Annotated in this window: 16 protein-coding genes; 6 read left to right on the forward strand and 10 right to left on the reverse strand. The window is 70.7% G+C overall.

Annotated elements, in window-relative coordinates; all coding sequences use genetic code 11:
* Positions 1 to 96: 96 nt before the first annotated feature.
* On the forward strand, positions 97 to 1,065 hold the full coding sequence (locus HQ603_RS05490) for a quinone oxidoreductase family protein (RefSeq protein WP_222683540.1): 969 nt from the start codon (positions 97 to 99) through the stop codon (positions 1,063 to 1,065).
* A gap of 4 nt (positions 1,066 to 1,069) precedes the next feature.
* Here HQ603_RS05490 and HQ603_RS05495 read toward each other — a convergent pair whose 3' ends face one another.
* On the reverse strand, positions 1,070 to 2,056 hold the full coding sequence (locus tag HQ603_RS05495; RefSeq protein ID WP_371830967.1) for a heme o synthase: 987 nt from the start codon (positions 2,054 to 2,056) through the stop codon (positions 1,070 to 1,072).
* A gap of 213 nt (positions 2,057 to 2,269) precedes the next feature.
* On the opposite strand from HQ603_RS05495, the gene tkt reads away from it, so the two are divergent.
* The 5 genes from tkt to pgl are packed head-to-tail and all read left to right on the forward strand — an operon-like array spanning position 2,270 to position 8,644.
* Entirely contained in the window at positions 2,270 to 4,369 is a 2,100-nt protein-coding gene (gene tkt, locus HQ603_RS05500; RefSeq protein ID WP_222683541.1) for a transketolase, read from the forward strand.
* A gap of 6 nt (positions 4,370 to 4,375) precedes the next feature.
* Complete coding sequence (gene tal / locus HQ603_RS05505; protein WP_222683542.1) at positions 4,376 to 5,494, forward strand: transaldolase; 1,119 nt, start codon at positions 4,376 to 4,378, stop codon at positions 5,492 to 5,494.
* A gap of 3 nt (positions 5,495 to 5,497) precedes the next feature.
* Positions 5,498 to 7,018: a glucose-6-phosphate dehydrogenase gene (gene zwf / locus HQ603_RS05510; protein ID WP_222683543.1), complete on the forward strand. Its 1,521-nt coding sequence runs from the start codon at positions 5,498 to 5,500 to the stop codon at positions 7,016 to 7,018.
* Positions 7,015 to 7,923, forward strand: coding sequence for a glucose-6-phosphate dehydrogenase assembly protein OpcA (gene opcA, locus HQ603_RS05515; protein WP_222683726.1), 909 nt, complete (start codon positions 7,015 to 7,017; stop codon positions 7,921 to 7,923). Before zwf ends, opcA begins: the two co-directional genes overlap by 4 nt.
* Complete coding sequence (pgl, locus tag HQ603_RS05520) at positions 7,916 to 8,644, forward strand: 6-phosphogluconolactonase (RefSeq protein WP_222683544.1); 729 nt, start codon at positions 7,916 to 7,918, stop codon at positions 8,642 to 8,644. The genes opcA and pgl overlap by 8 nt, the downstream gene beginning before the upstream one ends.
* Positions 8,645 to 8,926: 282 nt before the next feature.
* On the opposite strand, the gene ppc is transcribed toward pgl, so the two are convergent.
* The 9 genes from ppc to uvrC form a co-directional block, all read right to left on the reverse strand.
* Positions 8,927 to 11,704: a phosphoenolpyruvate carboxylase gene (ppc, locus tag HQ603_RS05525; protein ID WP_222683545.1), complete on the reverse strand. Its 2,778-nt coding sequence runs from the start codon at positions 11,702 to 11,704 to the stop codon at positions 8,927 to 8,929.
* 80 nt (positions 11,705 to 11,784) lie between these two features.
* Complete coding sequence (secG, locus tag HQ603_RS05530) at positions 11,785 to 12,018, reverse strand: preprotein translocase subunit SecG (RefSeq protein ID WP_068101111.1); 234 nt, start codon at positions 12,016 to 12,018, stop codon at positions 11,785 to 11,787.
* A gap of 96 nt (positions 12,019 to 12,114) precedes the next feature.
* Positions 12,115 to 12,900 carry a triose-phosphate isomerase gene (gene tpiA / locus HQ603_RS05535; protein WP_222683546.1) on the reverse strand — a complete coding sequence of 262 codons (786 nt, stop codon included), beginning with the start codon at positions 12,898 to 12,900 and terminating at the stop codon, positions 12,115 to 12,117.
* A complete protein-coding gene (locus HQ603_RS05540; protein WP_222683547.1) occupies positions 12,897 to 14,114 on the reverse strand; it encodes a phosphoglycerate kinase in 1,218 nt (405 codons plus the stop codon). Before HQ603_RS05540 ends, tpiA begins: the two co-directional genes overlap by 4 nt.
* A 4-nt stretch (positions 14,115 to 14,118) precedes the next feature.
* Positions 14,119 to 15,138 carry a type I glyceraldehyde-3-phosphate dehydrogenase gene (gene gap, locus HQ603_RS05545; protein WP_222683548.1) on the reverse strand — a complete coding sequence of 340 codons (1,020 nt, stop codon included), beginning with the start codon at positions 15,136 to 15,138 and terminating at the stop codon, positions 14,119 to 14,121.
* Between the two features lie 142 nt (positions 15,139 to 15,280).
* Entirely contained in the window at positions 15,281 to 16,258 is a 978-nt protein-coding gene (gene whiA / locus HQ603_RS05550; RefSeq protein WP_201133044.1) for a DNA-binding protein WhiA, read from the reverse strand.
* Positions 16,255 to 17,238 carry a gluconeogenesis factor YvcK family protein gene (locus HQ603_RS05555; protein WP_222683549.1) on the reverse strand — a complete coding sequence of 328 codons (984 nt, stop codon included), beginning with the start codon at positions 17,236 to 17,238 and terminating at the stop codon, positions 16,255 to 16,257. Before HQ603_RS05555 ends, whiA begins: the two co-directional genes overlap by 4 nt.
* Positions 17,235 to 18,125 (reverse strand): RNase adapter RapZ, encoded by an 891-nt coding sequence (gene rapZ / locus HQ603_RS05560; RefSeq protein ID WP_371830975.1) that lies wholly within the window; start codon positions 18,123 to 18,125, stop codon positions 17,235 to 17,237. Before rapZ ends, HQ603_RS05555 begins: the two co-directional genes overlap by 4 nt.
* Positions 18,126 to 18,166: 41 nt before the next feature.
* Positions 18,167 to 20,305: an excinuclease ABC subunit UvrC gene (gene uvrC / locus HQ603_RS05565; protein ID WP_308126376.1), complete on the reverse strand. Its 2,139-nt coding sequence runs from the start codon at positions 20,303 to 20,305 to the stop codon at positions 18,167 to 18,169.
* Between the last annotated feature and the right edge of the window lie 82 nt (positions 20,306 to 20,387).

The following is a 20,387-nucleotide window of genomic DNA, read 5'->3' on the forward strand; positions in this document are numbered from 1 at the left end:
TAGCCGATGGCGAGCGCGCGACGCGGACCGACGCTACCGGCGGGTAACCTCCGCCGGATCCGGCGCGATCGCCCGCGCCGATGACAGACTGCGGACATGCGCGCCATCCTCGTGACCCGAACCGGTGAACCCGACGTCCTCGACCTCACCGACGTCCCCGACCCCCGTCCCGGCGCGCAGGACCTCCTCGTCCGCGTCGAGGCCGCCGGCATCAACTACATCGACACCTACTTCCGCACCGGGACGTACCCCCGTGAGCTGCCCTACGTGCCGGGCGACGAGGGCACCGGCGTCGTCGAGGCGGTGGGCGAGCAGGTCGGCGGGGACTTCTCGGTCGGCGATCGGGTGGCCTGGGCGTCGGCACCCGGCAGCTACGCCGAGCTCGCCGTCGTGCCCGCGGCCGTCGCCGTTCGCGTCCCGGACGGCGTCGACGCACCGGTGGCCGCATCGGTGCTGCTGCAGGGCATGACCGCCCACTACCTCGTCGAATCCACCTACCCCGTCCAATCGGGTGACACGGTCCTGATCCACGCCGGCGCGGGCGGCGTCGGGCTGATCCTCACCCAACTCGTCGTCGCGAAGGGGGCCACGGCGATCACGACGGTCTCGACCGACGAGAAGGCCGACCTCAGCCGCGGAGCGGGTGCGGCGCACGTGCTGCGCTACGAGGACGACATCGCGGCGCGGGTGCGCGAGATCACCGACGGCGAGGGGGTGGCGGCCACCTACGACGGCGTCGGCCGCACCACGTTCGACGCCAGCGTCGCGAGCACGCGGATCCGCGGCACGGTGGCTCTGTTCGGTGCGGCGAGCGGCCCGGTCCCACCGGTGGACCCGCAGCTGCTCAACCGCAGTGGATCGTTGTTCCTGACCCGCCCCACCCTGGTGCACCACGTCCGGGACCGGGCCGAGCTCGAGTGGCGAGCGGGTGCGGTGATGGCGGCCGTGGCCGACGGGACGCTGACGGTGACCGTCGGGCGTCGGTACCCCCTGGCGGACGCACGTCGGGCCCACGAGGACCTGGAGGGACGTCGGACCACGGGCTCGATCGTGCTCGAGCCGTGACGGGTCAGAAGCCGAGCATCTCGCTCACGGTGGCGCCGCCGATGACGGCGTCCACCGCGAGTCCGAGGAAGACGACGGCGAGGTAGTTGTTCGACTGCAGGAACAGGCGCAGCGGCTTGACCGGTCGACCCTTGCGGACCCCGGAGTACAGCTGGTGTGCCATGACCAGGAACCACGTCCCGGCCACCAGGGCGATCGCCGCGTAGATCACGCCCGCGGCCGGCACCAGGGCCAGGGTGGCCACGACGGTGAGCCAGGTGTAGATCACGATCTGGCGGGTGACCACCTGCTCGGTCGCCACCACCGGCAGCATCGGCACACCCGCGGCCTCGTAGTCGTCCTTGTAGCGCATGGCGAGCGCCCAGGTGTGCGGCGGCGTCCAGAAGAAGATCACGAGGAACAGCACCACGGCCTGCCACCCGACGGTCCCGGTGACGGCGGCCCAGCCGACCAGCGCCGGCATGCACCCGGCCGCGCCGCCCCAGACGACGTTCTGCGAGGTCCGCCGCTTGAGGCCCTTGGTGTAGACGAAGACGTAGAACAGGATGGTCGCGACGACCAGCGCAGCGGCCAGCAGGTTGGCCGCCCACCAGAGCCAGAGGAACGACGCCGCGCCGAGGACGACACCGAAGATCAACGCGTGCCGGGTGGGCACCGCCGCACGGGCGAGGGGACGCCGGGCGGTGCGCTTCATGACCTTGTCGATGTCGGCGTCGACCACGCAGTTGAGCGTGTTGGCGCTGGCCGCGCCCATCCAGCCGCCGAACAGCGTGGCGAAGAGGAGGGGCAGATCCACCGAGCCGCGGTCCGCGAGCAGCATCGTCGGAATGGTCGCGACCAGAAGAAGTTCGATGACCCGAGGCTTGGTGAGTGCGAGGTACGCCGCGGCCCGCGCGAGCAGTCGACCGGGCAGCGACGTCGGCGCCGGCCGGGAGCTCACCTGCGGACTGTCGGCGAACCCGTGTCCACTCGGGCTCTGCCGCATCGCCACTCGAATTCTCCCAACCACATCCACGCGCGCGTCACCACCGGATCCGGTGGCACTACTACACGCGATGGTAGACGCCGCCGGTGTCATCGCCCCAATCGGCGGGTACCACGACGACACCGCCCACCCCGAAGAACTAGGCTCGTCGTGTGAGCGATCACCGCTCGCACCGCTGTACCGGCCACCCACCCCGACAGTGTCAGGAGACCCTCGCTCGTGTCGATCACAGACGACGTCGCCGCTCTCACCAGCGCGCATCACCCCAGCGACTGGACCGACCTGGACACTCGCGCCGTGGACACCGTGCGCGTCCTCGCGGCCGACGCCGTCCAGAAGGTGGGCAACGGCCACCCCGGTACCGCCATGAGCCTCGCTCCCCTGGCCTACACGCTCTTCCAGCGCACCATGCGCCACGATCCGGACGACACCACCTGGATCGGCCGCGACCGCTTCGTGCTCTCCTGCGGCCACTCGAGCCTGACGCTGTACATCCAGCTCTACCTCGGCGGCTTCGGTCTCGAACTCGAGGACCTGAAGGCCCTGCGAACGTTCAAGTCGAAGACCCCCGGTCACCCGGAGTTCCGCCACACGAAGGGTGTCGAGATCACCACGGGGCCGCTCGGCCAGGGACTCGCCTCGGCGGTCGGCATGGCCATGGCGTCCCGTCGCGAGCGCGGCCTGTTCGACCCGGAGCCCGCGTGGGGCGAGAGCCCGTTCGATCACTACATCTACGTGATCGCCTCCGACGGTGACATCGAGGAGGGCGTCACCAGCGAGGCGTCGTCGCTCGCCGGCACCCAGCAGCTCGGCAACCTGATCCTGTTCTACGACGACAACAAGATCTCCATCGAGCACTCCACCGACATCGCCCTGTCCGAGGACACCGCCGCGCGCTACGAGGCCTACGGCTGGCACGTGCAGGTGGTCGAGGGCGGCGAGAACGTCACCGCCATCGAAGAGGCGATCGAAACCGCCAAGGCCGTCACCGACAAGCCGTCGATCATCGTGCTGCGCACCATCATCGGCTTCCCGGCACCCACCATGATGAACACCGGTGCCGTGCACGGCGCCGCCCTCGGCGACGAGGAGGTCGCCGCGGTGAAGAAGGCACTCGACTTCGACCCCGACAAGACCTTCGAGGTCTCCGACGAGGTCATCGCACACACCCGCGGACTGCTGCAGCGCGGCCGCGCGGCGCACGAGGCGTGGAGCAAGGACTTCGACGCCTGGAGCGAGCGCGAGCCCGAGCGTCGCGTCCTGCTCGACCGGCTCACCAAGGGCACCCTCCCGGAGGGCTGGACGGACGTCCTGCCCACCTGGGAGCCCGGCAGCAAGGCCGTCGCGACCCGCGCGGCGTCGGGCAAGGTGCTCGGCGCCGTCGGCCCCGTCCTGCCCGAGCTGTGGGGCGGTTCGGCCGACCTCGCGGGCAGCAACAACACCACCATCGAGGGCGCGAAGTCCTTCGGTCCCACGTCGATCTCCACCGACGACTGGGAGGCCGAGCCCTACGGCCGCACCCTGCACTTCGGCATCCGTGAGCACGCGATGGGCGCGATCCTGTCCGGCATCGTCATGCACGGACCGACCCGGGCGTACGGCGGCACGTTCATGCAGTTCAGTGACTACATGCGCCCCGCGGTGCGGCTCGCCTCGCTGATGGACATCGATCCCATCTACGTCTGGACCCACGATTCGGTGGGCCTCGGCGAGGACGGACCGACGCACCAGCCGGTCGAGCACCTGGCCGCGCTGCGGGCGATCCCCAACCTCTCCGTCGTGCGTCCCGCCGACGCCAACGAGACCGCCCACGCCTGGCGCGCCGTGCTCGCACGGTCGTCCAGCAGCGGTCCGGTCGGACTCGCCCTCACCCGTCAGGGCGTGCCGGTGCTCGAGGGCACCGACTACGAGGGTGTCTCCAAGGGCGGTTACGTCCTCGTCGAGTCCTCGAAGGCCGTTCCCGACGTCGTGCTGATCGGCACCGGATCCGAGGTCCAGTACGCCGTCGAGGCGCAGAAGACCCTCGAGGCCCAGGGCATCGCGGCCCGGGTCGTCTCGATGCCCTGTGTCGAGTGGTTCTTCAGCCAGGACCAGAACTACCGCGACCAGGTGCTGCCGCCCACCGTCACGGCGCGTGTCTCGATCGAGGCCGGAATCGCCATGCCGTGGTACCGCATCGTCGGCGGGCACGGCGAGATCATCTCCCTCGAGCACTACGGGGAATCCGCCGACGCCGCCACGCTGTTCCGCGAGTACGGCTTCACCGCCGACGCCGTGGTGGCCGCCGCGCAGCGTTCCATCGCCACCACGAAGGGATAAGAACTCATGACACAGAACACGAACCTCGAGCAGCTCTCGGCCGCCGGGGTGTCCGTCTGGCTCGACGACCTCTCCCGCACCCGCATCGAGTCCGGCAACCTGAAGGAGCTGATCGACACCAAGTCGGTGGTGGGCGTCACCACCAACCCGTCGATCTTCCAGGCCGCCCTGAGCGCCGGGACCGCCTACGACGAGCAGGTGAACCAGCTCGCCGCGCAGGGTGCCGACGTCGACACCGTCATCCGCACCGTCACCACCGACGACGTGCGCAACGCGTGCGACGTCTTCGCCCCGGTGTACCAGGCGACGGCGGGTGTGGACGGCCGCGTCTCCATCGAGGTCGACCCGCGCATCGCGCACGACACCGACAAGACCGTCGCGCAGGCGATCGAGCTGTGGAAGATCGTCGACCGGCCGAACCTGCTCATCAAGATCCCCGCCACGGAGGCCGGAATCCCGGCCATCGCCAAGGTGATCGGCGAGGGCATCAGCGTCAACGTCACGCTGATCTTCTCCGTCGAGCGTTACGAGGCGGTCATGAACGCTTACCTCGAGGGCCTCGAGGCCGCCGCGGCGGCCGGGCACGACCTCGACTCGATCCACTCGGTGGCATCGTTCTTCGTCTCCCGCGTCGACACCGAGGTGGACAAGCGCCTCGACGCCATCGGCACCCCGGAGGCGACGGAGCTCAAGGGCAAGGCCGCGCTGGCCAACGCGCGCCTCGCCTACAGCGCCTACCAGCAGGTGTTCGAGGTCGGCGCGCGCTTCCAGAGCATGCTCGACCAGGGCGCGCGGCCCCAGCGGCCGCTGTGGGCCTCCACGGGGGTCAAGGACCCGTCGTTGCCCGACACCCTGTACGTCACCGAGCTCGTCGCGCCCAACACGGTCAACACCATGCCGGAGAAGACCATGGACGCCGTCGCCGATCACGGCGAGATCACCGGGGACACCGTCACCGGCACCGGCCCGGACTCGCAGGCCGTCTTCGATCGACTCGCGGCGCTCGGCATCGACCTGACCGACGTCTTCCTCGTGCTCGAGAACGAGGGCGTCGAGAAGTTCGAGTCCGCGTGGGGCGAGCTCCTGGACGCCACCCGCGGCCAACTCGACGCCGCCACGAGCTGACCGATGTCGGGCAATCCCTTACGGGACGGTCGCGACAAGCGTCTGCCGAGGATCGCCGGGCCCTGCAGCCTGGTGATCTTCGGCGTCACCGGCGATCTCGCGCGCAAGAAGCTGATGCCGGCGGTCTACGACCTGGCCAACCGCGGTCTGCTGCCCCCGGGGTTCGCGCTGGTCGGCTTCGCCCGACGCGACTGGTCGGACCAGGACTTCGGCACGATCGTCCACGACGCCGTCCGGGAACACTCCCGCACGCCGTTCCGTGAGGACGTGTGGGAGCGCTTGGCGGAAGGCCTGCGCTTCGTCGAGGGCACGTTCGACGACGCCGGGGCGTTCGAGCGATTGAAGGACACGCTCGCCCAGCTCGACGTCGAACGCGGCACCGGCGGCAATCACGCGTTCTACCTGTCCATTCCGCCGGGTGCGTTCCCGACGGTGTGCGAGCAGCTCTCGTCGTCCGGTCTGGCCACCGGTGACGGCGAGAGCTGGCGCCGGGTGGTGATCGAGAAGCCGTTCGGCCACGACCTGCAGAGCGCGAAGGATCTCAACGCCGTGGTCAACCGGGTGTTCCCGGAGGACACGGTGTTCCGTATCGACCACTACCTGGGCAAGGAGACGGTCCAGAACATCCTGGCGCTGCGCTTCGCCAACCAGCTCTTCGACCCGATCTGGAACGCGCACTACGTCGACCACGTGCAGATCACGATGGCCGAGGACATCGGCCTCGGCGGTCGAGCGGGGTACTACGACGGCATCGGCGCGGCGCGCGACGTCATCCAGAACCACCTCCTCCAACTGCTGGCCATCACGGCCATGGAGGAGCCGGTCAGCTTCCGCCCGTCGGAGCTGCAGACCGAGAAGATCAAGGTGCTCTCGGCGACCAAACTGGCCGAGCCGTTCGCCGAGACCGCCGCGCGCGGTCAGTACACGGCGGGCTGGCAGGGCAGTCAGCGGGTGAAGGGCCTCAAGGAGGAGGAGGGGTTCGACGCCGAGTCGAACACCGAGACCTACGCCGCGATCACCCTCGAGGTGGACACCCGCCGGTGGAGCGGCGTGCCGTTCTACCTGCGCACCGGCAAGTCCCTCGGACGCCGTGTCACCGAGATCGCCGTGGTGTTCAAGCGTGCCCCGCACCTGCCCTTCGACGCGACCATGACCGAGGAACTCGGTCAGAACGCCCTGGTCATCCGGGTGCAGCCGGACGAGGGCGTGACCATGCGGTTCGGCTCCAAGGTGCCGGGATCGTCCATGCAGGTGCGCGACGTAAGCATGGACTTCAGCTACGGGCAGGCCTTCACCGAGTCCTCCCCCGAGGCGTACGAGCGGCTCATCCTCGACGTGTTGCTCGGGGAACCCTCGCTGTTCCCGGTCAACGAGGAAGTCGAACTCTCCTGGAAGATCCTCGATCCCATCCTGGAGTTCTGGGCGTCGGGCGGCACCGCCGACCCGTACGAGGCCGGAACGTGGGGTCCGGAGTCGGCCAACGAGATGATGGAACGCACCGGACGTGAATGGAGAAGACCGTGATCGTCGACCTCCCCGCCACCACGACGGCCGACGTGTCCAAGAAGCTCGTCGCGCTCCGGGAGTCCGGCGGCGCCGTCACGCTCGGCCGGGTACTCACCCTCGTGGTGCTCACCAAGAGCGTGTCCGGCGCCGAGGACGCGATCGCCGCCGCCAACGAGGCCAGTCGCGAGCACCCCTGCCGTGTCATCGTCCTCGCCCCCGACGACCGTGACGCGCCGCCCGGGCTCGACGCCCAGATCCGCGTCGGCGGCGACGCCGGAGCGTCCGAGGTGGTCGTGTTGCGTCTGCACGGTGATCTCGCGGACCACGAGGACAGCGTCGTCGTACCGTTCCTGCTGCCCGACACCCCCGTGGTGGCCTGGTGGCCCGACGAGGCGCCCCCGGTCCCGGGCAAGGACAAGGTGGGCAAGCTCGCGATCCGCCGGATCACGGACGCGACCAACGCGCCCGATCCGCGGTCCGCCATCGCCGGCCGCCTCGCGTCGTACACCAAGGGGGACACCGACCTGGCGTGGTCGCGCATCACCTACTGGCGCGCGCTGCTCACCACCGCGCTCGACCAGGTCGACGAGCCGGTCGAGTCCGTCCTGGTGTCGGGGCTGTGGGAGGAGCCCGCACTCGACATCCTCGCCGGATGGCTGGCGGGCCGATTGTCCGTGCCGGTCACGCGACGCGTCGGACCGTTGACCGTCGAGATGCGGCTGGTCGGCGGCGGAGTGGTCTCCCTCTCCCGACCTCAGACGGGTACCACCGCGACGCTCACCCGCACGGGGCAGCCGGACACCCTCGTCTCGCTCGCGCGGCGAGAGACCCGCGACTGCCTGGCCGAGGAACTGCGCCGACTCGACCGCGACGAGATCTACGAGGAGGCGCTCGCCGCCCTCGGGAAGGTGACGTATGAGTGAGATCGTCCGCTCCGCCGACCAGCAGGCGTTGGCCCGCGCGGCCGCCGAGCGCATCGTGGCCCGAACCGTGGAGGCGCAGCGCGCTCGCGGATCCGCCTCGCTGATCCTCACCGGCGGGGGCACGGGCGTCGCCACCCTCGCGGCGGTGCGCGATCTCGGCGGCGACGTCGACTGGTCCGCCGTCGACGTCTTCTACGGCGACGAGCGGTTCCTCCCGGAGGGCGACCCGGAGCGCAACCACGTGCAGGCGCGCGAGGCCCTGCTCGACCACGTCGACCTCGACCCCGCGCGCGTCCACGTGATGGCGTCCTCCGACGTTCCCCCCGGCGACATCCAGGCCGCCGCCGTGGCGTACCACCAGGCGATCGCCGCGTTCGCCGGCCCGTCCGGTGAGCCGACCTTCGACGTCCATCTGCTGGGGATGGGTCCCGACTCGCACATCAACTCGCTGTTCGCTCGTTCCGACGCCGTGCGGGAGACCGAGCGACTGGTCCTCGCCGTCACCGACTCGCCCAAGCCGCCGCCGGAGCGCATCACCCTCACGCTCCCCGCGGTGCGTCGCGCCCGGCACGTGTTCCTGCTGGTGTCCGGCGAGGGCAAGGCGGAGGCGGTCGCCGCCTGTGTCGGCGGAGCCGACCCGACCGAGCATCCCGCCGCCGGAGCCGCGGGCCTCGAGTCCACCGTGTGGTTCCTCGACGACGGGTCCGCGTCCCGGCTCTGACGGTCACCGACCGGCGGTGTTCGGATCTCCGCGGCGACGCGCGTCGTCGGCTCCACCGGGGTGATCCCGACGGCACGTGAGCCCCGCGGGTCCGCCGCCGGCCCGTCGTGGAACGCCGCGTCGCCAGGCGGACCATGCTGCGGCGCAACGGTTCTCGATCGATCCGGACATGCGGGCCTCGCTCTGTGGACGAAATGCTCGGTGGACGGAGTCGCCGGGCCGGCGACCTACCCGATTCGACGTCGCCGGGCACCGTCCGGTTCCCCCGTCCCCGCACTCCCCCTAGCCGCTGTTGCGCAACGCGGTGGCCAATCCGTTCATGGTCAGCAGGATGCCCCGCTTCACCTGCTCCCGGTCGTCGCCCGCTCGCAACTGGCGCAGCAGCTCCACCTGGAGGTGGTTGAGCGGCTCGAGGTACGGGAAGCGGTTGAACACCGAGCGCGCGAGCGCCGGATTGTCGTCGAGCAGGCCGTCGTGGCCGGTGATCTTCAGGTACCAGGACACGGTCCGCGCGTGCTCGTCGGAGATCATGCCGAAGACCGTGCGGCGCAGCTCCTCGTCCGGCACCAGTTCGCTGTAGCGCGCGGCGAGGCCGAGGTCGGACTTGGCCATCACCTGCGCCATGTTCGACAGGACCGTGCGGAAGAACGGCCAGCGGCGGTAGAGATCGGTGAGGGTCCGCAAGCGGTCCTCGTCGTCGCCGACCCACTCCTCGAACGCCGACCCCACGCCGTACCAGCCCGGCAGCATGACCCGCGACTGACTCCAGGACATCACCCACGGAATCGCGCGGAGGTCGTACACCGAGTTGGTGGGCTTGCGCGACGCCGGCCGGGAGCCGATGTTGAGCTCGCCGATCTCGGCCACCGGTGTCGACAGGCGGAAGTAGTCGACGAAGCCCGGCGTCTCGTGCACCAGAGCGCCGTACGCCGCGCGCGCCCGGTCCGCGAGGTCGTCCAGGACGGCGTAGGCGGCCTCCGCGTCGTCCCCGAGGCCCTCGACGTCGAGCAACGTGCTCTCGAGCGTCGCCGCGAGCAGCGTCTCGAGGTTGCGCTGCGCGGACTTCGGCTCGGCGTACTTCGCCGCGATGACCTCGCCTTGCTCGGTGAGCCGGAGCGAGCCGGTCACGGCGCCGTGCGGTTGCGCGAGGATCGCGTCGTAGCTGGGACCGCCGCCGCGGCCGACGGTGCCGCCGCGGCCGTGGAAGAGGCGCAACCGGATGCCGGTGTCGCGGGCGGCGTCGATCAGGTCGAGTTCGGCGCGGTAGAGGGCCCAGTTCGCGGTGAGGTAGCCGCCGTCCTTGTTGGAGTCCGAGTAGCCCAGCATGACCTCCTGGTGCATCCCGCGACCCTCGACCAGCGCCCGGTAGACCGGCACCGCCAGCGTGGCGGTGAGCGTCGCGGCGCCCTGCCGCAGATCGTCGATGGTCTCGAACAGCGGCACGACGCCCACCGGGGAGGTCGGACCCTCCCCCGGTGCGCCGGGGTCGAGGATGCCCGCCTCCTTGAGCAGGACGGCGGCCTCGAGCATGTCGCTGACCGACGTGCACATGCTGATGATGTAGTTCGGCACCGCCTCGTCGCCGTGCCGTCGCACGGCCTCCGCCGCCGCGGTGACGATGGCCAGTTCCTTCGCGGTCTGCTCGCCGAACTCCGCGCGCGGCCCGGCCAGTGGACGCCGCGTCTCGAGTTCGGCCGACAGGACGGCCACCCGCTCGTCCTCGTTCAGCGACGCGTAGTCGGCGTGGACACCCGCCCACGCGAGAAGTTCGGCGATCACCGACTCGTGGACCTCGGAGTTCTGCCGCAGGTCCAGGCCCGAGAGGTGGAACCCGAACGTGTCGACCGCTCGCCGCAGGGTGGCGAGGCGATCGTCGGCGATGCTGTCGTCGCCGATGGCGCGCAGCGCGTGATCGAGCACGTCGAGGTCGGCGAGGAACTCCGCCGGCCGGGCGTACGGCTCCGCGTCCCCGACCTGCTCGACGGTCAGCGCGCCACTCGGCAGGGTGTCCAGTGCTCGCGCGGCGGTGGCCGTCAGCCGACGACGCAGTCCGCGGATCGCGCGGCGGAACGGCTCGTCCGCGCGGTAGGCCGACTCGTCGCCCGAGGCGTCGGCGAGACGCGCCAGCGCGTCGTCGACCTGGACGAGGCGGGCCGACATGGACAGCTCCCGTTCCAGGTCGGCGAGGTGGCAGAGGTACTTGTCGAACGCGACGGCCGCCGCGCGTCCCGTCGCGGTCCGCACGACGTCGGCGGTGACGTTCGGGTTGCCGTCGCGGTCACCGCCGATCCAGGACCCGGGTCGCAGCACCGGCCGCGGCACCAGGTTCGCCTCGGGCCAGCGCCGTCGCAGCTCCTCGCGCACCCGGGCGTCGATGGCGGGAACGACGTCGAAGAGCGACATGTCGTAGTACCGCAGTCCCACCTCGATCTCGTCCTGGATCCGCAAGCGGGACAACCGGATCAACGCTGTCTGCCACAGCGTGAGGATCTGCCGGTGGATCCCGGTCTCGGTCTCCCGCGCCTCGGCCGGATCGAGCTCGGTCCGCTCGCGGAACCGCATCAACTCCGTGATGCGGGACTGGGTCTCGAAGATGCTGCGGCGGCGCGTCTCGGTGGGGTGCGCGGTGATGACCGGGGAGACCAGGGCGTCGCGCAGCAGATCCGCCACGGTGTCGGCATCGAGGTCGGCGGCGTCGAGCTTGGCGTAGGTCGCGGCGAGACTGCTGTCCTGCGGCGGCTCACCGGCCCGGACGTGCACCATGCGTCGGCGTTCGCGATGGATGTCCTCGGCGAGGTTGGCCAGCAGCGAGAAGTGGCTGAAGGCGCGGATGACCGGGATGGCACGCGCGACGTCGATGCCGTCGAACAGCTCGGAGAGTTCGCCGCGGTCGATCTCGGAGCGACGGACGCGAAACGATTCCACCCGCGCGCGCTCGACGAGGTCGAACATCTCCGGACCCTCGTGGTCGCGCACGATGTCGCCGAGGATGCCGCCCAGCAGGCGGATGTCCTCGCGTAGCGGTTCGGTGGCCGGCAGTCCCGGATCGACGGTGGTCATGGGTGACAGTATCGTCGCCGCGCCCGGCATCCATCGGACGCGGGGTAGTGCTGCCGATCACAGTCCGACCGGCGCCGGAATCAGGCGAACTTGATCTCCAGGCCGATGCCGAGGATGCAGATGAGCCAGACGATGCCGGTGAAGACCGTGACGCGGTCGAGGTTCTTCTCGACGACCGACGATCCCGACAGGGAGGACTGCACGCCGCCGCCGAACAGGCTCGACAGGCCGCCGCCCTTGCCGCGGTGCAGCAGGACGAAGACGAGCAGAGCGATGCTGGTGACCACCAGCAGGATGTCCAGGAACGTGCGCATGATCGACGATTCTACAGGCCGGTCGCCCGCCGACGAGAAAGGGCACGTCGTCCGACGTGCCCTTTCCCGATCAGCGTCCGATCAGAGGTCGTGCGGTCAGGGCAGCGGTCCACCCGCGGCGATCGCACACAGTGTCGCGAACTCGTCGGCCTTCAACGACGCGCCGCCGACGAGGGCGCCGTCGACGTCGGTCTGCCCGACGATCTCCCCGACGTTCTTCGAGCTGACGGAGCCGCCGTAGAGAATGCGCACCGCGGCGGCCGTGTCCACGGAGGCCAACGACGCCAGTTCGGTCCGCACCGCGGCGCAGACCTCCTGGGCGTCGGCGGCACTCGCGACCTTGCCGGTCCCGATGGCCCAGACCGGCTCGTACGCCACGACGACCTTCGCGATCTGTTCGGCCGACAACCCCGCGAGCGATCCGCGCAGCTGCTCGAGGTTGTGGGCGACGTGCTCGCCCGCCTCGCGCACGTCGAGGCCCTCGCCGATGCAGACGATCGGCGTGAGCCCGTGCTTCAGCGCGGCCGTGGTCTTGGCCAGCACCGTCGCGTCGTCCTCGCCGTGGCCGGCGCGACGCTCGGAGTGGCCCACCACGACGTACGTGCAGCCCAGCTTGGCCAGGAACGCACCGCTGATGTCGCCGGTGTACGCGCCCTGATCGTGCGGCGAGAGGTCCTGCGCACCGTAGGTGAGCAGGAGCTTGTCGCCCTCGACCAGCGTCTGCACGCTGCGGATGTCGGTGAACGGCGGGATGACCGCGACGTCGACCTTCTCGAAGTACTTCGCGGGCAGCGAGAAGGCGATCTTCTGCACCAGAGCGATGGCCTCGAGGTGGTTGAGGTTCATCTTCCAGTTGCCCGCGATGAACGGAGTCCTGCTCATGCGTCACCCTCCAGAACGTTCAGCCCCGGCAGAGTCTTGCCCTCCAGGTATTCCAGCGACGCGCCGCCGCCGGTGGAGATGTGCGAGAACCCGTCCTCGGGCAGGCCCAGCGTGCGCACGGCCGCCGCGGAATCGCCGCCGCCGACGACGCTGAACGCGCCCTTGGCGGTGGCCGCGATGATCGACTTCGCGATTCCCGCGGTGCCCGACGAGAACTTCTCGAACTCGAAGACGCCGGCGGGACCGTTCCAGAAGATCGTCTTCGCGTTACCGAGCACCGCGTCGAAGCGATCCACCGAATCCGGACCCACGTCCAGACCCATCCACCCGTCCGGGATCTCCGAGGCCTTCACGACCTCGGACTCCGCGTCGGCGGAGAACGAATCCGCGACCACGACGTCGGTGGGCAGGTGGATCACGTCGCCGAACCGCTCGAGCAGGTCCTTGCAGGTGTCGATCCGATCCTCCTGCAGCAGCGACGAGCCGACCGAGTATCCCTGGGCGGCGAGGAACGTGAACGCCATGCCGCCGCCGATGACCAGGGTGTCCACCTTGGGTGCGAGCGCCTCGATGACCCCGATCTTGTCGGAGACCTTGGATCCGCCGAGCACCACCGCGTACGGCCGCTCGGGGGTCTCGGTCAGCCGGGTCAGCACGTCCACCTCGGTGGCGACGAGCGTGCCCGCGTAGTGCGGGAGCAGCGTCGCGACGTCGTACACCGACGCCTGCTTGCGGTGGACCACGCCGAACCCGTCGGACACGAAGGCCGCGTCGTCGCCGGCCAGCGTGGCCAACTCCTTCGCCAGCGCCAGGCGCTCGTCGTCGTTCTTGCTGGTCTCGCGCGGGTCGAACCGCACGTTCTCGAGCAGCAGCACGTCGCCGTCGGTGAGACCCTCGGCGCGAGCCTCGGCGTCCTGCCCGACGACGTCGCCGGCCAGCTGGACGTGCCGACCGAGCAGCTCACCGAGCTTCGCGGCCACCGGAGCGAGGGAGTACTTCGCGTCCGGCGCACCCTCCGGGCGACCCAGGTGGGCCACCACGACGAGCTTCGCGCCCGCCTCGAGCAAGGTGTTCAGGGTGGGCAGGGACGCCTCGATCCGGCCGGCGTCGGTGATCTCGCCGCCGTCGAGCGGGACGTTGAAGTCCGCGCGCACCAGCACGCCGCGTCCGGAGACGCCCGCGTCGATCAGGTCCTGCAGTGTCTGGACCGCCATCGCGTCAGAGGGACTTGCCGACGAGGCCGAGCAGGTCCACGAGGCGGTTGGAGTAGCCCCACTCGTTGTCGTACCAGGAGACGATCTTGACCTGGTCCTCGATGACCTTGGTCAGGCCCGAGTCGAAGATCGACGACGCCGGGTCGGTGACGATGTCCGAGGAGACGATCGGTGCGTCGGTGTACTTGAGGATGCCCTTCAGCGGGCCCTCGGCGGCGGCCTTCATGGCGGCGTTGATCTCGTCGACCGAGGCGCTCTTGCGCACGTTGGCGGTGAGGTCGGTGACCGAACCCGTGGGGATCGGCACGCGCAGGGCGTAGCCGTCGAGCTTGCCGAGCAGCTGCGGGAGCACCAGGCCGATGGCCTTGGCGGCGCCGGTGCCGGTGGGCACCACGTTGAGCGCGGCGGCGCGGGCGCGGCGCAGGTCGGAGTGCGGGCCGTCCTGGAGGTTCTGGTCCTGGGTGTAGGCGTGCACGGTGGTCATCAGGCCCTTGACGATGCCGAACTCGTCGTCGAGCACCTTCGCGATGGGGCCGAGGCAGTTGGTGGTGCACGAGGCGTTGGAGATGATGTTCTGGCTGCCGTCGTACTTGTCGTCGTTGACGCCCATGACGATGGTGATGTCCTCGCCCTTGGCGGGCGCGGAGATGATGACCTTCTTGGCACCGGCGTCCAGGTGGCCCTTGGCCTTGGCGGCGTCGGTGAAGATGCCGGTGGACTCGACGACCACGTCGACGCCGAGGTCGCCCCACGGCAGCGCGGAGGGTCCCTCGCGCAGCGAGAGGGCCTTGATCTTCCGGTCGCCGACGACGATGGTGTCGTCGCCCTCGAGCGAGACGTCGTAGGGCAGGCGGCCCAGGATGGAGTCGTACTTGAGCAGGTGAGCGAGCGTCGCGTTGTCGGTGAGGTCGTTGACGGCAACGATCTCGATGTCGGTGGTGCCGAGCGCCTTCTGCGCATCGACCGCCCGGAAGAAGTTGCGTCCGATACGACCGAAGCCGTTCACGCCTACCCGAACCGTCACTGTTCGCTCCTTTTGCTTCTGGCTGCGGACCGTGTTGCCGCAGCTGCGTCTGCACCCGAGGGTGCTGTTACGGACACGTCGATCCGACCGCGTCGGTACCGGTCAGCCTAGTGCCCGGGGGCCGTGCTCTCGACGGGTGCCCTCAGGCCTCGTCGAGCAGTTCCGCCGTGACCGCGGACTCGGTGTCCGGGACCCCGGTGTCCTTGGCCTTGCGGTCCGCCATGGACAGCAGGCGGCGGATGCGGCCCGCCACCGCGTCCTTGGTCATGGGCGGGTCCGCGAGCTGCCCCAACTCCTCGAGCGAGGCCTGGCGGTGCTGGACCCGGAGATGACCGGCGGCCGCGAGGTGATCCGGGACGTCGTCGCCGAGGATGGCGAGCGCCCGCTCGACGCGGGCGGCGGCCGCCACCGCGGCGCGGGCGGACCGGCGGAGGTTCGCGTCGTCGAAGTTGGCGAGGCGGTTCGCCGTGGCCCGCACCTCGCGGCGCATCCGCCGCTCCTCCCACGTCAGGCGGGTGTCCTGCGCGCCCATGTGGGTCAGCAGCGCGCCGATGGCCTCGCCGTCGCGCACCACCACCCGGTCGGCCCCGCGGACCTCGCGCGCCTTCGCGGCGACCCCGAGCCGACGGGCGGCGCCGACCAGCGCGAGCGCGGCCTCCGGCCCGGGGCAGCTGACCTCGAGGGCGGACGATCGGCCGGGCTCGGTGAGCGACCCGTGGGCGAGGAACGCGCCGCGCCAGGCCGCGCCGGCGTCGGCGACGGTGCCGCCCACCACCTGCGCGGGCAGACCGCGCACGGGGCGACCCCGCAGGTCCAGCAGGCCCGTCTGGCGGGCGAGCGCCTCGCCGTCCTTGGCCACGCGGACCACCCAGCGCGTGCTCTTGCGCAGACCCCCCGCCCCCACCACGTGCACGTCCGCGCCGTAGCCGAAGAGGTCGAAGATCTCCCGGCGCAGCCGGCGAGCGATGGAGAGCTGGTCCACCTCGGCCTCCACCACGACGCGACCGGCCACGATGTGCAACCCGCCCGCGAAGCGGAGCAGAGCGGAGACCTCGGCCTTGCGAGACGACGCCTTCGACTCGGTCAGTCTGCTCAGTTCGTCCTTGACGTCGGCTGTCATGGCCACGACGAGGTGTCCTTCCTGTCACTGCTGTCGGTACCGCCGGCCAGCGCGGCGAGAACGCGCGCGAGTGCGGCGGGATCGTGGGTGCGGACCGCATCCGACGCCACGTCCGCGTAGACGACGTCCGCGCCGAACAGGGCGGCCGCGCGGGCGAGGTGCTCGCGTTCGGACCCCGGCGGGACCGACGCGGAGTCGACCACCACGTGGTGCACCCGTAAACCGGGCGCGTGTTGGGACAGTACGTGCAGATGGCGTTCCGCCGAGAATCCTGCCGTCTCCCCCGGCTCCGGCCCCAGGTTGAGCACCAGCACCTTCCGGGCGGACGTCGCCGCGAGCGCGGCCGCGAGGTCCGGCACCAGCACGTGCGGCAGCACGCTCGAGAACCAGGACCCGGGGCCGAGGATGACCAGATCCGCGCGCTCGATCGCCCGCACCGAGGCCTCCGTCGCCGGTGGATCCGTCGGCCGCAGGCGCACTCGGCGCACCTTGCCCGGCGTCGTGGCCACGGCGACCTGACCGCGGATGACCCGACTGACCCGAGGGTCGTCCTCCAGGCCGGACACGTCCGCCTCGATCTCGAGGGCCACCGGGGACATCGGCAGCACCCGCCCCGCGACGTCCAGCACGCGCCCGAGCTCGTCCAGGGCCAGGACCGGATCGCCCATCACCTCGGTCAGGCCGGCCAGCACCAGGTTGCCGACGCTGTGGCCCGCGAGGGCGCCGTTGCCGCCGAACCGGTGCTGCAGGACGTCGGCCCAGAGCCGACTCCGCGGGTCCTCGCCCGCCAGGGCCGCCAGGGCCATCCGCAGATCGCCCGGCGGGATCATGCCGAGCTCGGCCCGCAACCGGCCCGACGATCCGCCGTCGTCGGCGACGGTGACCACGGCCGTGACGTCGGTGGAGAACCGCCGAACGGCCGAGAGCGTCGCGTACAACCCGTGGCCGCCGCCCAGCGCGACGACGTTCGCCGAGCTCACTCGCGACCCAGATCGCGGTGCACCACACGCACCGTCGTGTGTGCGTCGCTCTGCAGACGCTGCGCGAGGGCCTCGGTCACCGCGACGCTGCGATGCTTGCCGCCCGTGCACCCGACCCCCACCGTCATGTACCGCTTGCCCTCGCGGCGGTAGCCGGCCAGCGTCAGCACCAGCAGTCGGTGGTAGAGGTCGAGGTACTCGTCCGCACCCGGCTGGGTCAGCACGTACTCGGCCACCTCCGGGTCCTGCCCGGTGCGTGCCCGCAGGTCCGGCACCCAGTGCGGGTTGGGCAGGAACCGCATGTCGCACAGCACGTCCGCGTCCAGCGGAAGCCCGTACTTGAACCCGAACGACTCGACCGTGACGGCCACCGTCCCGGCGGTCTCGTCCCCGAACGCTGCGGCGATCCGCTCCCGCAGGCCGTGCACCGACAACACGCTGGTGTCGATGACCAGGTGCGCCCGTTCCTTCACCGGGGCCAACCGCGCCCGCTCGCGCGTGATGCCCTCGCTGAGCGTGCCGTCGGCGCCGTAGTTCTGGAGCGGATGGCTCCGCCGCACCGACTCGAAGCGGCGGATCAGGACGTCGTCCGACGCGTCGAGGAACAGGACCCGCGGGCGGACGTCCGCGGCGGCGAGCTCGCCGAGCAGACTCGGGACGTCGCCGTTGAACAGGCGGCTGCGGACGTCGACCACGAGTGCGAGGCGATCGATCCGCGGCTGCGCGGACCGGCCGATCTCGATCATGCGGGTGATGAGCTCGGGCGGCATGTTGTCCGCCACGTACCACCCGAGGTCCTCGAGAACCTTGGCCGCCGTGCCCAGCCCGGCCCCGGAGAGACCGGTGACCAGGGCGACCTCGATGTCACCGGCCGGGTCGGCCCCGATGTTGCCGGCCGGGTCGGCCCCCATAGCAGTTCTTGGTGCGTTCACTCGCCCGCTGATCCTGTTCCCGAGACCGCGCTCGCCGGCTCCGGAGCGGAACGGTCGACGCCGGCCTCGTCGTCGGCCCCATCATCGCGCACCGGCTCGTCCGGTGCGACCGCGACGTCGGAGGCCGTCGGATCGGACGAGTCGGGCGCCTCGACCCCCAGCGCGTCGAGCACGGCACGCGCCGTGGTCTCGCCGATACCGGGGACCTCGACGATCTCGGACACCGTCGCCTGTTTGAGTTTGGCCACCGAACCGAAGTGCGAGACCAGGGCGTTCCGACGCGCCTCACCCAGCCCGCGGACCGAGTCGAGCGCGGACGCCGTCATGCGCTTGCTGCGCTTGCTGCGGTGGAAGGTGATGGCGAAGCGGTGGGCCTCGTCCCGGACGCGCTGCAGGAGGAACAGCGACTCGCTGGTGCGCGGGAGGATCACCGGATCGATCTCGCCCGGCACCCACACCTCCTCGAGGCGCTTGGCCAGCCCGACCACGGCGACGTCGGTGACGCCCAGATCGTCCAGCACCGCGGCGGCCGCGGCCACCTGCGGCGCACCGCCGTCGACGACGAACAGGTTGGGCGGGTACGCGAACCGCCGCGGGCGACCCGTCTGCGGATCCAACGCGGCCTCGGGGGCCAGGTCTCCCCCGGAGTCCTTGCCGTGCCGCAGGAACCGCCGCCGGGTGACCTCGGCGATGCTGGCGACGTCGTCGGAGCGACCGTCGCCCGCTGCTTCCTTGATGGCGTAGTGCCGGTAGTCGCTCTTGCGGGGCAACCCGTCCTCGAAGACGACCAGCGAGGCGACCACGTCGGTGCCCTGGACGTGCGAGATGTCGATGCACTCGATCCGCAGCGGGGCGGTGTCGAGATCGAGGGCCTCCTGGATGCCTTGCAGCGCGGCGGAGCGCGAGGTGAAGTCCCCCGCGCGCTTGAGCTTGTGCTGCTGCAGGGCCTCCTTCGCGTTGCGCGCCACGGTCTCGGCGAGGGCCTTCTTGTCGCCGCGCTGCGGCACCCGCAGTTTGACCGACGATCCGCGCAGCTCCGACAGCCAGGCGGTGATCTCCTCGGCGTCCGGCGGCAGCACGGGCACCAGGACCTCGCGGGGCACGGCGGTGGCCGCGCCCTCGTCGGTGGTGGCGGACAGCGCGGCCTGCTCGCCGTAGAACTGGGTCAGGAACTGCGAGACCAGCGCCGCGTCGCCGCCGGGTTCCGTGGCGGACCCGGGCCCGGCGTCCGCGCCGAGGCCGCTCTCGACCACCTCGCCGGCCTTCTCCACCACCCAGCCGCGCTGCCCCCGCACGCGGCCGCCGCGGACGTGGAACACCTGCACGGCCGCTTCGAGGTCGTCGCCGGCGAACGCCACGAGGTCGGCGTCCGTGCCGTCGCCGAGCACCACGGCCTGTTTCTCCAGCGCGCGCCTGAGCGCCCCGATGTCGTCCCGCAGGCGGGCGGCGGTCTCGAAATCGAGATCCTCGGACGCGGTCTGCATGCGGTTCTCGAGCTCGCGCACGAGCCTGTCGGTCTTGCCCGACAGGAAGTCGCAGAAGTCCTCCACCGTACGCCGGTGCTGCGCGGCGGACACGCGGTCGACGCACGGCGCGGAGCACTTGTCGATGTACCCCAGCAGGCACGGACGCCCGATCTGGCCGTGCCGCTTGAACACCCCGGCCGAGCACGTCCGGGCGGGGAACACGCGCAGCAGCAGGTCGAGGGTCTCGCGAATGGCCCAGGCGTGGGCGTACGGGCCGAAGTACCGCACCCCCTTGCGCCGCGGACCGCGGTAGACGAAGAGACGCGGATACTCCTCGTTCATGGTGACCGCGAGCATCGGGTAGCTCTTGTCGTCCCGGTAGCGGACGTTGAAGCGGGGGTCGAACTCCTTGATCCAGTTGTACTCGAGCTGCAGGGCCTCGACCTCGGTGGTGACCACCGTCCACTCCACGGAGGCGGCCGTGGTGACCATCTGACGGGTGCGCGGATGCAGCCCCGCGATGTCGGCGAAGTAGGAGTTGAGTCGGCTGCGCAGGCTCTTGGCCTTGCCGACGTAGATCACTCGTCCGTGCGGGTCGCGGAACTTGTAGACGCCGGGCTCGACCGGGATGGTCCCGGTGGCCGGACGGTATGTAGCGGGGTCGGGCACGGCCTCCACGGTAGTCGCCGGGTGCGACACGTCCCCGCGACGTCGGGTGACCCGATCGTCGACCCGACGAGTTGTCCGAATC

It is taken from the genome of Rhodococcoides corynebacterioides (assembly GCF_019834675.1).
In the GTDB taxonomy this organism is placed as follows: domain Bacteria; phylum Actinomycetota; class Actinomycetes; order Mycobacteriales; family Mycobacteriaceae; genus Rhodococcoides; species Rhodococcoides corynebacterioides_A.